Origin of the sequence: Pandoraea sp. CB10b_02 (assembly GCF_002216225.1) — a bacterium.
GTDB lineage: Bacteria > Pseudomonadota > Gammaproteobacteria > Burkholderiales > Burkholderiaceae > Pandoraea > Pandoraea nosoerga.
In genome coordinates this window covers 1-14,805 of the sequence record NZ_NJGW02000041.1, presented here as the reverse complement: position 1 = coordinate 14,805, position 14,805 = coordinate 1, and the positions used below count along the sequence as shown (strand labels likewise).

Below are 14,805 nucleotides of genomic sequence, written 5' to 3'. Positions count from 1 at the left end.
GCTCAGCGATCTCATGTCGGTTGCTTGCATGAATCCGAGTTGAGGGTGGTGCAGAAAATTTCAAGTGCGCAAGGGCCGGATCAATAGCTGTGGCGCTGTGCGCCAGCCGAACGGCGAGATGCCGTGCGACCACTGAGGAGCCCCCATGAGTGCACATCGAGTCAATCAAGCGTGGGGCGTCGAACTGCGCCACACCGAAAAGATCGTCCTCTTGGCACTGAGCCACCATGCGGTCATGTCGACGGGCGAATCGTCGCCGAAAATCAGCCGCCTGGCGCGTGACTGCGGCATGTCGGAATCGGCAGTGCGCGACTCAATTAAGGCGCTGGAGGCGGCCGGCTACGTCGAGGCTACCCCGATTCGCCGTGGCTTGACGCTGTTCCGGGTGAAAGTCGGGGCGTCGGAATGAGCCTTGACGCAATCACCTGGGCTCGCCACCAAAAGGTGGGGAAAGGCCCAACAAAATCGGTGCTGATGGCGCTCGCAGACTTCGCCAGCGAAGACTTCGTATCGTTCCCGAGCATCGACACCCTCATCGCTTGGACCGAGCAGGATCGCAAGACCGTCTTGGCCAACATCGATCGCTTGAAGGATGCCGGGTGGATTACGGACACGGGCGAGCGCACTGGGCGCACAAGGCAGATCGTCGTTTATCAAATCAACGTCGAGCGAGGCGTTGAGGTAAAGGTCGGCCCTCGCAGTCAAAGCAATCCGAAAACGGAACGGTTCCAAAAGCGGAACGGTTCCGAAAACGGAACAGTACCGAATTCCCCATCAAACAGTCCCAATTCCGACTCGAAACAGTCCCAAATTTCACAGGAAACAGTCCCAAATTCGGTACCCGTAACAGTAGTTAACAGTAATGAACAGGGAAGGAACAGTGGTGCGCGCGGAACGCGCTTACCCGACAACTGGATTCTCACCAAAGCGCTGGGCGATTGGGCGCTGCAAGAGCAGCCGACCTGGACTGCCGACCACGTTCGTCGGGTAGCGGACAAGTTCCGTGACTACTGGACTGCGAAATCCGGACAGCAAGGGCGGAAGACCGACTGGGACGCCACGTGGCGCAATTGGGTCCGCAACGAGAAGCCGCTGACGGGTGGCGGCGCTGGAGCGGGTTTGAACAAGCAGGAGCTGCTTGAGCAACGGAACCGGGAGATCGCTGCTGCACAGGCCGCTCGCATCATGGCAGGGGAGAGCGCATGAAACCGAACGATTCCGTCGAGTTCTTTTCGCTCATCAGCAACGTCTACGCCTTTTACCGCCAAGACTATTCGGACTTCGTTGGGCAGGTCTGGTGGGGCGCAATGAAGGCTTTCGATCTCGCAGCGGTGCGCGATGCGCTCGGGCGACATGCCGCGAACCCTGATGCTGGGCAGTTTCTTCCGAAGCCCGCCGACGTTGTGAAGATGCTCGAAGGCTCGACGCAGGATTCCGCCTTGCTGGCCTGGCACAAGGTCGACAAGGCCGTGCGTGAGGTCGGTACGTACTCGTCGGTCGCCTTCGATGACGCGCTGACGCATCGAGTTGTCTTCGAAATGGGCGGGTGGATCTCGCTGGGTACGAAGGACGAATCCGAATGGCCGTTCGTGAAGAACGAGTTTGTGAATCGGTACCGCGGCTACCGAGGCCGTAGCCAAGTGCCCGAGTATCCACCGGTCTTGATCGGGATCGCCGAAACAACCAATACGCGCGCTGGCTTCCAGTCACAGGGGACGGTGCTCATTGGCAATGCCGAATTGGCCCGTGCCGTGATGTCTGGTGGCAGCTACACACCGCTGGTGGGCTACACGCGCACGACGGCCTCCGAGCTGCTGCCGTATGTCGGCATGCCTGAGCCGGCGAGGCTGATCGCTTGAAGCGAGCAGAGTGCTGGCGTCGCTTCGACGATGCTGCGCGGGCGGCGCTAGCAGGACACGGTAACGCGGCGAGGGCGCTTGTTGAGAGGGTGAGGCGGCGCTTTGGTGATGAGGCGGCGGAGAGGCAGGACACGGAATTGCGGGCATACATCGAACATATCCGGAGGAAGGGAAAGTGAGCCCCAAGCGGGAGAGCCAGTTGGAACTGCTGTTTGCGTTTCATTGCCGTGCACGGAAGGTTCCTGAACCGGTGCGGGAGCACCGATTTGCCCCTCCACGGATGTGGCGCTTCGACTTTGCTTGGCCGGACAGGATGATCGCCGCGGAAGTCGAGGGCGGCATATGGACGGGAGGGCGTCACACGCGTGGAAGCGGGTTCCAAGCGGACGCGGAGAAGTACAACACCGCGTCGCTCGCAGGATGGAGGGTGTTTCGATTCACGGGGGCGATGGTCTCGAATGGGACTGCAATCGAGACGATTCAGAAGGCGCTGGAGGTGGCATGAAAAACGTGATTCTGGACGGCATGGACAAGGGCGAGTGGTACGGCCGCCAGGCGCTGGCCGATATCTGTGGAGTCTCGCGTAACCTGGTGAATCGGTTGGTGGTCGAGCTCGTGAACGATGGTCTTCTCGTAATCCGGCAGGAATCTCGCGGACTCGAATTCGGGCTCGCGGTCACGCGGTCGACAGCCACCGTAGAGGCGGTGGCACCGGTTCAACGCGCGAAGGTCGCACCGCGTGCGGCAAGGCCGAGCATCGCCACCGGTCAATACCGACCGAAGTGGAAGCCGATGAAGGCGTACGACAACTACGCCAATTCCCACAAACAGCTCTGCGAGGAAATTCGATGAAGGAAGGGAAACTGATAGGAACTCGGACAATCATCTTCGGCGGTGCCGGTGGCGGGGGTGAGAGCGCTCGCCCCACGGCTACCGGACTCCTGGTCAGGGCGAGGGAGCATATGGACGCACGCGCGTCGCAATACGACAAGCCCGAAGGTGAACGCAGCATGGGCAAGGCAGTTAACGCGTTCAACGCGATCACGGGCCGCGATTTGAGCGAGCCCGAGGGATGGCTGCTGTTGCAGGTGCTGAAGGACGTCCGGCTGTTCCAACGCCCCGGCTATCACGCGGACAGCGCAGAGGACTGTATCGCTTACGCCGCGCTCAAGGGCGAAGCAAAGGCCCGGGAAGTGAAGTGAGCCGGAACAAGAAGCCGCGTAAGCGCTACTCACCTCGCCCTTGTGGAAGTGGCGTGCCGTTGGTAATGCGCGCCGCAATCGCTCGCGAGCCCGTTACCGACGAGCATGCGGGTGAACTTGAAATGGTGGTGCTGAGCGCGTTCGACGCCGTGGTGGTTCACGGGCTCGGCACGCGCAGGGAGTGGGATTGCCTGGCACGCGCACTCAATCACTCGTGGGTGCTCGCATCGAACGGCATCGGGTCTGAGGCAACGCCAGTGCTTCAGCAGGCGAAAGAGGCAATGCGGCGGGCTCGTGATCGGTTCGGTTCGGCGGGACGAATTGGATTCGATGGCGATGGAAATCGAGCGCTCAGGGCGGCGCTGGATCTGTGGGGTAAGCAACTTCGCATGTGCACTGTCGGGGAAGTCGACGCGGCAACGCGTGCGGTTGAACGGCACTACTGGAGCGTGCCCGCTTGATGCAGCGCAAGAAGCCCATGAAGCGCACCGGATTCAAGCGTTAGGCGCCGGCGGCGCTCAGCCCGTTCAGCGGCGCGGCAGCGTTGAAGGGCACGACATTTAAGCGCAAGGCTCCTAAGAAGCGGTTAGGAGACGATCGGGATGCGCTCGATGCGTGCAGGGGACAGCCATGCTACCTGCGAATTCCGGGAGTCTGCTGCGGTAACTGGGAAACCGTAGTGCCGGCTCATCGCAACGAAGGAAAAGGGATGGGGCTCAAGACCCCAGACAGATTAACGGTGCCTGCGTGCTTCACGTGCCACACCGAGTATGACCAGGGCAACAAATTGACACGAGATGAGAAGCGAGGACTCTTCAATGCAGCATATGACCGATGGGCGCAGTACCGCGACCGGAAGTTCGGGCTGGGAGGCGAACGTAATGACTGATCAGGAACTGCATTTGCTCTGCCTGCAATACGGCCAGTGGTGTCGGACGCGGCGATACTTTGCGCCGCCGGTTCCCTGCAACCTCTTGGCACAGTTCCAGCCCAAGGCCAGGAGTATGGACGAACCCGATGCCGAGCTGCTGCCTGAGATGCCTTACTTCAATATGGCGGTTCACGGACTTGCGGAACACGAGCCAGAGGAAGCCATCTGTTTCGCGCTCTTCTATAATCATGGGTTCCGGCCGGTGAAGAGCATTGCGGCTGCGATGGGAATATCGCGCCGCACCTTCTACTACCGGATGTATCGGTTCGCTGAGCGAGCCTACAAGATGAGCAGAGTTCTGAGGCGAGCGGCTGAAAGTGTGCAATAAAACTTGCACAAAATAAGTCTGCACACTTTCTCCGTTTTTCGTATGATTTCTGAAAGGCTGGAATTCGTGCAGCCGAAGCCCGCAAGGTGAAAGCCTCGCGGGCTTTTTGTTTTGCGTGACCTCCTCGACGTGTGTCGTTCGCCCGCTTCGGCGGGCTTCTTTTATTCCAGGCATGCCGCATTCCCTCGAATCGAAGATTGATCAGCTCATCGATGCGTTCGAGAAGCATGCGGAAAGCAACTTCGCATTGGCCGCGAGCGTTGCCGCACTTGCGGAGGCGATCGCGTCCGATGCCCCGACTGAGGACGATGCGCCTCCTCGTCAGGACTACGGCGGCCTCGCTGACTGATGCCAACTCGCCCATCACGCCATCGCCCTTCAGCGCCGAATACGCCGCGACACGAACTGCCGGAGCAAAGCAGGCAGGCACGTCGCGGGCTGCACACCGGTGTCAAGCGATGGTTGGCGATACGCGACTTCACGCTGACCAGAGATCGATATACGTGCCAGACGTGCGGCCGAATTGTCGCGGGCAAGCGCGAGGCGCACGTCGACCACATCGACGGCAATAGTCACAACAACCCGCCGGACGGCAGTAACTGGCAGACGCTTTGCGTCCAGTGCCACTCGGCCAAGACGGCGAAAGAGAACGGCGGATTCGGAAACACGCGTGGATGAGATCGCTTCTCGTTTTCGTGGTGGGGGGGGAGGTCGAAAGTTTTGGCCCTTCGCTCTCCGGCACGGGCGCGGAGTCATTTTTTCACGCCGTCAAAATTCAAAAACGGTTTTTAAGGGATGGTAAATGGCACGAGGACGGAAGCCGACGGCTCCGCACCTCAAGGTATTGGCCGGAACTGATCGGCCGGATCGGGAGGTGCCGGATGCACCTTCATTCGATCTGATCGAGCAGTTTCCCGAACCGCCGATGCATCTGAATCCTGACGGGATGGAGATGTGGAATCGTCTTGGGCCTCAGTTGGTCAAGGCGGCAGTTTTGCAAGTCGTCGATCTGTACGCGCTCGAGCAGCTCTGCTTTTCATGGCAGCAATTCCGGCTGAAAGCAAAAGCCGGGATGGGGCTGACAGCCTCGGAAGATCAGGCTTTGAAGGCGCTCTTTTCGGAGTTTGGTATGACGCCTGCCGCTCGCCGCAAAGTGTCCAGCGGCGGTGAGAAGCCCGTGGGCAACAAATTCGCAACCAATGGCCGGCGTAGTGCGTGATTACGTAAAGATCGCGACTGACTATGCCAAGGAAGCGGTCGCGGACAAGAAGCGGAAGAAGTTCGGGAAGCTGATTCGCCAGGCGGCCCAGCGCTTCCTTGACGACCTCAAGCGGGCGAAGAAGAAGGGAAATCCGTTTACTTTCGACGAATGGCACGCGTGCGATGCCTGCGATTTCATCGAGAAACTGCCGCACGTCGAAGGGAAGTGGGAGACGCCGGACATTGTGCTGCATCCCTCGCATGTGTTCTTCGTGGTGCAACTGTTCGGCTTTCGCAATCGCGAAGGTGGTCGGCGCTTCACCTCAGCCCTCTTTGCTGTTGCGCGGAAGAATGCGAAGTCGACGCTGGCGGCAGCGATTCTGCTGTATTGCCAGTGTTGTGAAGACGAGCCTGGCGCCCAGGTGATCAGCGCGGCGACCACGTTTCCACAAGCTTCGATCATCTTTGGTGTAGCGAAAAAGATGGTTGAGAAGACCGCCGACTTGCGTGCAGCCTTCGGCCTGGAGGTATGGGCAAAGTCAATTTCGCGCGCGGAGACGCTTGGTAGCTTCAAGCCGATTCATGCGAAAGCATCAACACAAGACGGTTTGAACCCATCGCATGTCGGGCTGGACGAAATCCACGCTCACAAGTCAGCCGATCTTCTGAACGTTCTTACGTCGGCGGCCGGAGCGCGTAGCAATCCGTTGTGGCTCTATACGACTACTGAGGGGTACACGAACCCGGGTCCATGGGCAGAAATCCGGCAGTTTGCAAAGAAGCTGCTTGACGGTGTATTCGGAACGACCGCTGACCATTTCTTGGTGGTGTTTTATGCGGTCGACGAGGAAGACCCATCCGCGGGGATCAAGGCCGACGACGACTTCGACGAGTCGGTTTGGATTAAGGCCAATCCGCTGATGGACGCGAATCCGCACTTGCTCAATGCCATCCGAAAGGAGGCAATCGAAGCAAAGCAGATGCCTTCCAAGCACGCCGAGTTCAAGATCAAGCGACTCAATCGCCCCTCGGCCGCGGCGACGGCGTGGGTGAACCTGCAGAAGTGGAATCTTTGTGACGGCGCCGTGGATCTCGATGCGCTCGCCGGCGAGCCATGCTGGGGAGGCCTCGATCTTGCGTCGACCAGCGACATCGCGGCTTTTCGACTGGTCTGGAAGGTCGATGGGAAGTACTACACGTGGGGGCGGCGCTGGGTGCCGTCGAATGCGGTGGCGCAGCGGACTGAGCGCGGGACCGTCCCATATCAAGCGTGGGTCACAAGTGGGTTAATAACCCAAACCGAAGGGGATGTGACGGATTACGAGGTCATCGAGCATGAGATTCTCGACCTCGCAGAGCGGTTCAATATCCAGAACATCGCTTATGACCCTTGGAACGCCAGCGATCTGGTGAATAGGCTTGTAGCGGCCGAAGTGCCGATGATCCAGTTCATTCAGGGGCCGAAGTCATATCACCCCGCAATGCAGGCCACTGAGCGCGCGTACATCTCCGGGAACCTCGCGCATGGCGGCGATCCGGTGCTTACCTGGTGCGCCTCCAACCTTATCGCCCGTCGAGACGCCAACCTGAACATGGCGCCGGACAAAAGAAACTCCGCCGACAAGATCGATGACATGGTCGCCATGCTAATGGCGATCGGCCTGACCGTTGGCGAAAGCAAGGAAGAACCCAAATACCAGATGTATGTAATGTGAGACTCGTCAAATGAAAAACCAGCGCGCATACAGCGTCCTTGAAATCAAGGCCGTGAATGAAGAGAAACGCATCATTCGCGGCATCGCAACGACGCCGGAAGTCGATCGCGCTGGCGACATTGTGGAAAGTCTCGGGGTTCGATTCCAGAACCCGTTGCCACTTCTATGGCAGCACAAGCACGACGCACCTGTTGGCACTGTCGTATTTGATAAGCCGACTGCTGACGGAATCTCGTTCGAGGCATCGCTTCCAACCATCGCGGAGGAGGGCGCGCTGCGAGATCGGATCGAGGAGGCATGGCAAAGCGTAAAGGCGAAGCTTGTTCGCGGCGTATCGATTGGCTTCCGTCCGATCGAATACAGCTTCATGGACACCGGTGGAATCCGGTTCTCCCAGTCCGAAGTCTACGAACTGTCTCTGGTCACCATTCCGGCCAACCAATCCGCAACGATTCAAACCATCAAGTCCTTCGACGACCAGTACCGGGCCGCGCATGGCCGAGATCGGCGTGGCGTCATACGACTTGATGAATCACCTCCCGGCGAATCGGGAACCAAACAGCAACCCGCCAATGGCGGGTTTTTTTATTCCCGCGATGTGGAGAAAGGCATGAACATTCAAGAGCAAATCAAGGGCTTCAAGGTCAAGCGTGACCAATTGGTCGCGCGCCGCAAGGAGCTGATGGAAGCCGCCGCCGAAAAGGGCGAGACGCTGGCGCCGGATGCGGCCGAAGAGTACGACGCCGCAGGCGACGAGATCAAGGCGGTGGAGGACCATATCAAGCGCCTCGAAGACCTCGAGCGCCAAAACGTGGAAAAGGCCACGCCGGTCACCGATGTGACGAATGGCAGCAATGGCGGCACCATGGTCGAGGTCAAGCGCTTCGACGCGGTCGCGAAAGCGCCGTTGCTGAAGGACGGCCTCGCCATGGCCCAGGTCGTCAAGTTCTTGGGCAAGGCCCGCGGCAGCCGTTATGAAGCGCTCGAACTTGCTAAGCAGCATCAGGGCACCGACCCGCGCGTGGTCAACGTTCTGAAGGCCGCCGTCGCCGCCGGCAATACCAGCAATTCGACGTGGGCGGGTGCGCTGGTCGGCGATGAGTCGAGCGTTTACGCGGACTTCGTGGAGTTCCTGCGCCCGCAGACGATTGTTGGCCGCTTCGGCGCTGGCAATATCCCGGCACTCCGCCGCGTGCCGTTCCGCGTCCCTCTGGTGGGGCAAACGAGCGGGGGCGCCGGTTACTGGGTAGGTGAGGGCCAAGCAAAGCCGCTGACGAAGTTCGATTTCAATCGCACCACGCTCGAACCGCTGAAGGTTGCGAACATCGCGGTCCTGACCGAAGAAGTCCTGCGCGACTCGAGCCCGTCAGCCGACGTGCTCGTGCGCGACGGTCTTGTCGAAGCACTGCGCGAGCGCATGGACCTCGACTTCATTGATCCGACGAAAGCTGCTACGACTGGCATTTCGCCTGCCTCCATCCTTAACGGAATCGCTGCCATCCACAGCTCTGGCGCCGATGCTGCGGCGGTTCGTAAGGACGTGGCCGCTTTGGTGGCAAAGTACATCGGTGCCAATAACCCTCCGACGGCTGGCGTAATCATCATGGATGCCCTGACTGCGCTCGCCATCTCCATGATGATGAACGAGCTGGGCACTGCACGGGAATTCCCTGGTATCACGATGAACGGCGGCGAACTGCTCGGCTTCCCGGTTCTCGTGTCGCAGTATGTGCCGCGCGATTCGTCCGGAGGCATTCTCGCGATGGTCAACGCGTCGGACATCTACTTTGCAGACGACGGCGGCTTCGCAGTCGATATGAGCCGTGAAGCCTCGCTGCAGATGGACAGCGCGCCGACCCATAACAGCACGACGCCGACTGCCGCGCAGCTCGTCAGCCTTTGGCAGACGAACAGCGTCGGCTTCCGTGCGGAACGTACCCTGAACTGGGCACGTCGCCGGACCAGCGCCGTTGCATGGGTCGATAACGTCAACTACCAGGTCAGCTAAGCGGCCACCTCGGACGGCAGGTGGTGTGAGCCGCCTGCCTCCTGGAGATTCCAATGAAAGTTCCGGTGATGAAGCCCAACGGGTCGATCGTCATGGTTCGCGAGAAGCTCGCCGGTGTACTGGTTAAGCGTGGCCGCTTTTCATTCCCCGAATCAAGCGAACTCGAGACGCCCAAAAAGGCAAGCCAAGAAAACCAGAAGGGTGGTGCTAAGGCTACGTCCCGCGCCATGAATACCAAAAAAGGAAGCTGATGAAGCTTTTCGGATTCGATGTGTCGCGCGCCAATCGAAAGGCGCAGATGCCGGTCGATAGCCGCGGCGGATGGCTCTCGATTGTGCGAGAGGCATTCGCCGGCGCTTGGCAGCGCAACATCGAATATCGCCGCGAGGATATCTACGGCTTTTATGCCGTTTATCGGTGTATCACGCTGATCTCGAATGATATCGGAAAGCTGTCGTGGAAGCTGATGCGCCTCGGCGAAGAAGGGATATGGACGGAGGATCGCAATCCGGCTTATTCGCCGCTGCTGAAGTCACCGAACAACTATCAGAACCATATCCAATTCAAGGAGTGGTGGGTTACATCTAAGCTGTCGCGCGGCAATACCTATGCGCTGAAACGCCGCGATAACCGTGGAGTGGTGAAGGGCCTCTATATCCTCGATCCGATGCGCGTGACTCCGCTTGTGACGGAAGATGGCGGCGTCTATTATCAGCTCAACACGGACGACCTCAATGATCTTCCGGAGTCGGTGACGGTTCCGGCGTCGGAAATCATCCATGATCGGATGAACTGCCTGTTTCATCCTTTGGTGGGGATTTCGCCTTTGTATGCCAGTGCGCTCTCTGCAGCGAACGGCATCGCAATGCAAAAGGACTCCCATCATTTTTTCGTGAATGGCGCTCGGCCTGGAGGCATTCTGACGGCCCCCGGTGCAATCAGCGATGCAACTGCTGACAGGCTGAAAAAGTACTGGGACGAGAATTTCACGAACGACAATGCCGGACGTGTGGCTGTACTTGGCGACGGCCTGAAGTTCGAGGCAATGAAGGCCACCGCGGTGGATTCGCAGCTTGTCGAACAGTTGAAGCTCACCGGTGAGGTTGTTTGTTCGGCATTTGGTGTGCCGCCATTCAAGATCGGAATCGGGACGCTGCCGGCCGGCCAGAAAGTGGAAGATCTCAACCAGATCTATTACACCGATTGCGTGCAGAGCCACATCGAACAGATGGAGCTTTGCCTAACGGAGGGGCTCGGCCTTTCGGACCGACACTCGATCGAGTTCGACACCGACGGGTTATTGCGCATGGATACCGAGACGCTATATACGGTGCTCGGAGCCGGTGTGAAAAATAGTCTTCTCGCTCCGAACGAAGCGCGACGCCGGGTCAATCTCAAGCCAGTGACTGGCGGTGACAGCCCCTTGTCCCAGCAGCAGAATTACAGCCTGGAAGCGCTCGCCAAGCGTGACAGTTTGGCTGATCCTTTCGGTATGACTGGAAAGGGTCAAGCGCAACCACAACCGGCAGAGCCAGCGCCCGCAGAGCAGCCGACCACATCTAAGGCTGCGAATGCCAGTACGCATTGGGCTATGTCGGAAGCGATCGAAGTGATTCGCTATGTCCACGAGGTTGCCCAAACGTCCTTCGATGCGGCAACGCGCAACTTCACCGAGGTTGCTGAAGAGCTTCGCGCATACATTGATCAGCGTCTTGAGGCACTTCCGGTACCTGCTGAACCGCAGAAGGGCGAGCCCGGAAAGGACGGCCGAGACGGGGTCGATGGAAAGGACGGTGAGCCTGGAAAGGACGGTAAGGATGGCCGCGATGGCGTCGACGGAAAGGATGGCGCGCCGGGGAAAGATGGTGCGGACGGACGCGATGGGGTGAGTCCAACGCCGGAATCCGTTGCCCAGGCCATGGAGGGAATCTTCGCGAAGTGGGCGATCGGGTTTGAGCGCCATGCGTCAGAAGTGCTGGAGCGGGCGATTGAACGCATGCCCAAGCCGAAGGATGGAAAGGACGCGTTACAGCTCGAAACGTTCGATGCTCGGCTGGACGAAGACGGGCGAACGCTCGTGCTGTCACTGTCGGACGGCGAGAGGATTGTTGAGAGAACTGTGCGCCTCGGTGTAATGCTCGATAAAGGCGTCTATAAGGATGGCGCAGTCTACGAAGCCGGAGACGCAGTGACATTCGGCGGCTGTATCTGGGTCGCGCGCAAGGATGCCCCGGATGGACGTCCCGATATTTCGGCCGATTGGCGATTGGCTGTCAAGAAGGGCCGTGATGGTAAAGACGGTCGTAACGGAAAGGACGCCGTCGGTCCAATAAAGGCGAGCCGGCCATGATGCTCGTGACTTTGGAGCAGGTGAAAGCACACCTCCGGATTGTGCATTCGTCGGATGATAACGACCTTACCGGTAAGATCCATGCCGCGTCGGCCGCGGTGTTGGCATACCTGAAAGAGGGCGCCGCCAGCTTTTTGGATTCGTCAGGACAAGTGGAGGTCGACAGTAGCGGAGAGCCTGTCGGCGTACCTTCTAATGTGCAGATTGCAACCCTGATCTTGATCGGATATTTCAACAAGGATCGAGATGAGGATCCCGCGCATGCCTACGAAATGGGCTATCTACCGAAACCGGTGACGGCGCTCCTCTATCCGCTCCGCGATCCTGCATGTAGGTGAATGAATGGGCATCGCATCGGGTCGCCTCCGGCATCGCATTGATTTCGAGGAACGTCGGCAGATTCAAGATCCAGAGACCGGAGCTATTACGGTAGTTTGGGAGAAGGTCTACCGGGATGTGCCGGCTGCCGTTGAAGCCCTTAGTACGCGTGAGTTCATCGCAGCACAGGCCGTGCAATCCGAGGTCACTAAGCGGATCATCGTTCGGAGGCTTCCTGGGCTTACTGCGGCGATGCGGATACTCCATGGCAGCGATATTTACAACCCTCGAGGCTTTCTGGAGGACCGCGACAGCGGGATGGAGTATTTCACCATTCCAGTGAGCTCAGGTGTCAATGAGGGATAAGCGGCGATGGGATGGCGAGATCGCCGTTTGCATTGGCAGCGGTCCGTCGCTATCGAAAGTCGATTGCGATCTTATTGGCACAACATCAGCGCGGACGATCGCAATCAATTCCAGTTGGCAGATGGCCCCGTTTGCTGATGTGATCTATGCCGGCGATGCCGCGTGGTGGCAGGCGCACATCTCGGGGATCTCTGCGCGCGGGGAGCGCTGGACGTGCTCCCGTGTCGCCGCCAGAGAATTCGGGTTGCATCTTCACGACGCATCGGGGCCATACAGCAGCGGGCTTCGCGCGATCGAACTGGCGGCGCAGTTCGGCGCCAGTCGCATCGTGCTCATCGGATTTGATTGCAGCGTGAAGGGCGGATCGCACTGGCATGGTGACCATGCCAAGACGAAAAACCCGGATGCTAGATTGTGCGAACTTTGGAAAAAGCAGTTCGCCGGTCTACGCTTTGACGAGGTCGAGATTATCAACGCGTCGCGGCAATCGGAACTCGATTGTTTCCCGCGGCTGGATTTGGAGCAGGCGCTTGTTCTTTGAAGGGATGCAGGGGCTTGGCGACAACTTCTACCAGCGCGCCGTGATTCGGGAAATTCCGGGCAGACACCAACTCGTGACGTCATGGCCGCAGTTGTACGCTGACCTGCCGGTGGACTGTGTAAAACCGCAAACGACGCTGCGAACGCAGGTCAAAAACATCGAGAGGGCCGATATCTGGTGGAGTAACCCGCCGCGAGAATCGGTGCGGCGCGTCCACTATGTGGGACGAGAAGGGACGATGCTGGAAGGGCTATGTCAGGCCTTTGGGGTAGAACCGCGTCGAATCAATTTCGATGGGCCGCCGGTAGAGCCAGTCGCACGAGAACCGTACATTGTCGTCCGTCCGGGCACTATCCGGGCCGAATGGCGAGCAGACTCTCGAAACCCGTTGCCAGAGTATCTTGACCGGGCCTGCCGGGCACTCCGCAGCAGATACCGGATAGTAAGTGTTGCGGATCTAGCCGGCGGCGCTGAATGGCTGGCAGGAAACGCGCCATATGCCCACGAACGATTCCACGCCGGCGAGCTCAAGATCGAGCAATTGCTGAGCTTAGTCGCCGGTGCGGCCGGGGTAATAGGCGGCGTCGGCTGGCTGGTTCCGGCTGCAGTCGCTTATCGGATTCCCATGCTGCTGATCTTCGGGGGTTGGGGGTTCCATAATGGGCCGGCTCGGATCTTTGATCCGAGGATGGACGTTTCGTGCATCGAGCAGGCCATGCCGGATCGCTTCTGCATGTGTACAAGTCCGTCGCACGATTGCGACAAACGAATCTCAAGGATTGATGAGCACATTGAACGCTTCGCGCTTCGACTTGCTGCGGCAGAACGAATTTCAGTGGCTTCCGGAGAGGGGCGTAGGTTGGTATCCGGTCGTTGAGTCGCCCTACGATGCCGCATACTGGCAGCGTTACCGATTGATGGACCAGACAGATATCGGTCGGAGGCTCACCAAATCGCGGATCCACTGGGTGCGAACATTCTTCGACGGGCGTTTGTGTGACATTGGCATCGGCGGCGGTCGGTTCGTGACCGAATGCGGAGCAATGGGATATGACATCAACCCTGACGCACGTGCGTGGCTGAAGTCGCTTGGGGCGTGGTGCGATCCCTATCAATCTCCGATCGACGCTGTGTCGTTCTGGGATTCACTCGAGCATATCCATGATCCGTCGCCACTACTCCACAACGTGAGATCGTGGGCTTTTATATCGCTGCCTGTGTTCGATGGGCCTGAGCATGTTCTGCGCTCGAAGCACTTCCGGAAGGACGAGCATTGCTGGTATTTCACCGAGCGGGGGCTTGTGGATTTCATGCGCGAACATGGGTTCGAACTGGTCGGGAGTTCGGTAATGGAGCAGCTTGCCGGTCGTGAGGACATCCGATCCTATGCATTCCGCCGAGTGAACATCAATGGCTGATACGCGCACGCTGCATGGGCTCGACAACACGCTTGCCACGCTCAAGAGCCTCCCCGCAGAAATCGTCTCGAAGCGGGGCGGACCGGTGAAATCTGCGTTGCGGAAGGGGGCTGTTGTCATTCAGAAGCAGGCTCAGCGCCAGGTGCGCGCAATCGTGCAGAAGCCAGATCCAGATCACTATGTTTCGACGGATTTGCTTGCCCAATCAATCGCCGTCCGCCGAGACCCTAATCCGCAGCGCAGCGGCGCAAACGAACGCTACCGGGTGCTCATCAGCCGGAGCAAAAAGTTCGTCTATCCGGAGACGCTCCGTGAGAAGCACCAGATCAAGACGATCATGACGGCACGGTACCTTGAGTTTGGCACCGAACAACGTGCGCCGACTCCGTGGATGGCGCCGGCGTTTTTTTCGGCTCGCGAACAGGCACTGAGTACCGTGGTCTATGAGCTGAACCAAGGCATTGACAGGATTATTGATCCGGCCCTTGCGCACTTGAAATTTTCTGCACCACCCTCAACTCGGATTCATGCAAGCAACCGACATGAGATCGCTGAGCCGCGAAGCGCGG

The 14,805-nt window shown here is 59.0% G+C and carries 21 protein-coding genes; all 21 read left to right on the top strand.

Annotated elements, in window-relative coordinates; all coding sequences use genetic code 11:
* Positions 1 to 145: 145 nt before the first annotated feature.
* Positions 146 to 409 (top strand): helix-turn-helix domain-containing protein, encoded by a 264-nt coding sequence (locus tag CDN36_RS22295; RefSeq protein WP_287497959.1) that lies wholly within the window; start codon positions 146 to 148, stop codon positions 407 to 409.
* Positions 406 to 1,206 (top strand): helix-turn-helix domain-containing protein, encoded by an 801-nt coding sequence (locus tag CDN36_RS22290; protein ID WP_287497958.1) that lies wholly within the window; start codon positions 406 to 408, stop codon positions 1,204 to 1,206. Before CDN36_RS22295 ends, CDN36_RS22290 begins: the two co-directional genes overlap by 4 nt.
* Positions 1,203 to 1,859, top strand: coding sequence for a DUF6475 domain-containing protein (locus tag CDN36_RS22285; RefSeq protein ID WP_287497957.1), 657 nt, complete (start codon positions 1,203 to 1,205; stop codon positions 1,857 to 1,859). Before CDN36_RS22290 ends, CDN36_RS22285 begins: the two co-directional genes overlap by 4 nt.
* 199 nt (positions 1,860 to 2,058) lie before the next feature.
* A complete protein-coding gene (locus tag CDN36_RS22280) occupies positions 2,059 to 2,364 on the top strand; it encodes a putative endonuclease domain-containing protein (RefSeq protein ID WP_174971755.1) in 306 nt (101 codons plus the stop codon).
* Entirely contained in the window at positions 2,361 to 2,711 is a 351-nt protein-coding gene (locus CDN36_RS22275) for a hypothetical protein (protein WP_287497956.1), read from the top strand. Before CDN36_RS22280 ends, CDN36_RS22275 begins: the two co-directional genes overlap by 4 nt.
* Positions 2,708 to 3,061: a hypothetical protein gene (locus CDN36_RS22270; RefSeq protein WP_287497955.1), complete on the top strand. Its 354-nt coding sequence runs from the start codon at positions 2,708 to 2,710 to the stop codon at positions 3,059 to 3,061. Before CDN36_RS22275 ends, CDN36_RS22270 begins: the two co-directional genes overlap by 4 nt.
* Positions 3,062 to 3,126: 65 nt before the next feature.
* The gene (locus CDN36_RS22265; RefSeq protein ID WP_287497954.1) at positions 3,127 to 3,522 is read left to right on the top strand and encodes a hypothetical protein; all 396 of its coding nucleotides are present in this window, start codon (positions 3,127 to 3,129) and stop codon (positions 3,520 to 3,522) included.
* Between the two features lie 83 nt (positions 3,523 to 3,605).
* Positions 3,606 to 3,950, top strand: coding sequence for a nuclease domain-containing protein (locus tag CDN36_RS22260; protein ID WP_287497953.1), 345 nt, complete (start codon positions 3,606 to 3,608; stop codon positions 3,948 to 3,950).
* Positions 3,943 to 4,320 carry a hypothetical protein gene (locus CDN36_RS22255; protein ID WP_287497952.1) on the top strand — a complete coding sequence of 126 codons (378 nt, stop codon included), beginning with the start codon at positions 3,943 to 3,945 and terminating at the stop codon, positions 4,318 to 4,320. The genes CDN36_RS22260 and CDN36_RS22255 overlap by 8 nt, the downstream gene beginning before the upstream one ends.
* Before the next feature lie 172 nt (positions 4,321 to 4,492).
* Entirely contained in the window at positions 4,493 to 4,669 is a 177-nt protein-coding gene (locus tag CDN36_RS22250) for a hypothetical protein (protein ID WP_287497951.1), read from the top strand.
* Positions 4,669 to 4,998 (top strand): HNH endonuclease, encoded by a 330-nt coding sequence (locus CDN36_RS22565; protein ID WP_353846879.1) that lies wholly within the window; start codon positions 4,669 to 4,671, stop codon positions 4,996 to 4,998. Before CDN36_RS22250 ends, CDN36_RS22565 begins: the two co-directional genes overlap by 1 nt.
* 124 nt (positions 4,999 to 5,122) lie before the next feature.
* Positions 5,123 to 5,539 (top strand): hypothetical protein, encoded by a 417-nt coding sequence (locus CDN36_RS22245; RefSeq protein ID WP_287497950.1) that lies wholly within the window; start codon positions 5,123 to 5,125, stop codon positions 5,537 to 5,539.
* Entirely contained in the window at positions 5,520 to 7,235 is a 1,716-nt protein-coding gene (locus CDN36_RS22240; protein WP_287497949.1) for a terminase large subunit, read from the top strand. Before CDN36_RS22245 ends, CDN36_RS22240 begins: the two co-directional genes overlap by 20 nt.
* 10 nt (positions 7,236 to 7,245) lie before the next feature.
* Positions 7,246 to 9,243: a phage major capsid protein gene (locus CDN36_RS22235; RefSeq protein ID WP_287497948.1), complete on the top strand. Its 1,998-nt coding sequence runs from the start codon at positions 7,246 to 7,248 to the stop codon at positions 9,241 to 9,243.
* Positions 9,244 to 9,296: 53 nt separating this feature from the next.
* Positions 9,297 to 9,494 carry a hypothetical protein gene (locus tag CDN36_RS22230; RefSeq protein ID WP_287497947.1) on the top strand — a complete coding sequence of 66 codons (198 nt, stop codon included), beginning with the start codon at positions 9,297 to 9,299 and terminating at the stop codon, positions 9,492 to 9,494.
* Positions 9,494 to 11,593 (top strand): phage portal protein, encoded by a 2,100-nt coding sequence (locus CDN36_RS22225; RefSeq protein WP_287497946.1) that lies wholly within the window; start codon positions 9,494 to 9,496, stop codon positions 11,591 to 11,593. Before CDN36_RS22230 ends, CDN36_RS22225 begins: the two co-directional genes overlap by 1 nt.
* A complete protein-coding gene (locus CDN36_RS22220) occupies positions 11,590 to 11,931 on the top strand; it encodes a head-tail connector protein (RefSeq protein WP_287497945.1) in 342 nt (113 codons plus the stop codon). Before CDN36_RS22225 ends, CDN36_RS22220 begins: the two co-directional genes overlap by 4 nt.
* A gap of 4 nt (positions 11,932 to 11,935) precedes the next feature.
* Positions 11,936 to 12,277, top strand: a complete 342-nt coding sequence (locus tag CDN36_RS22215) for a phage head closure protein (RefSeq protein WP_287497944.1) — start codon at positions 11,936 to 11,938, stop codon at positions 12,275 to 12,277.
* Positions 12,267 to 12,818, top strand: coding sequence for a hypothetical protein (locus CDN36_RS22210; RefSeq protein ID WP_287497943.1), 552 nt, complete (start codon positions 12,267 to 12,269; stop codon positions 12,816 to 12,818). Before CDN36_RS22215 ends, CDN36_RS22210 begins: the two co-directional genes overlap by 11 nt.
* Before the next feature lie 782 nt (positions 12,819 to 13,600).
* The gene (locus CDN36_RS22205; RefSeq protein ID WP_287497942.1) at positions 13,601 to 14,236 is read left to right on the top strand and encodes a methyltransferase domain-containing protein; all 636 of its coding nucleotides are present in this window, start codon (positions 13,601 to 13,603) and stop codon (positions 14,234 to 14,236) included.
* Positions 14,229 to 14,805, top strand: a 577-nt coding sequence (locus CDN36_RS22200; RefSeq protein ID WP_287497941.1) for an HK97 gp10 family phage protein, incomplete at its 3' end; no start/stop codon positions are given. The genes CDN36_RS22205 and CDN36_RS22200, both read left to right, overlap by 8 nt.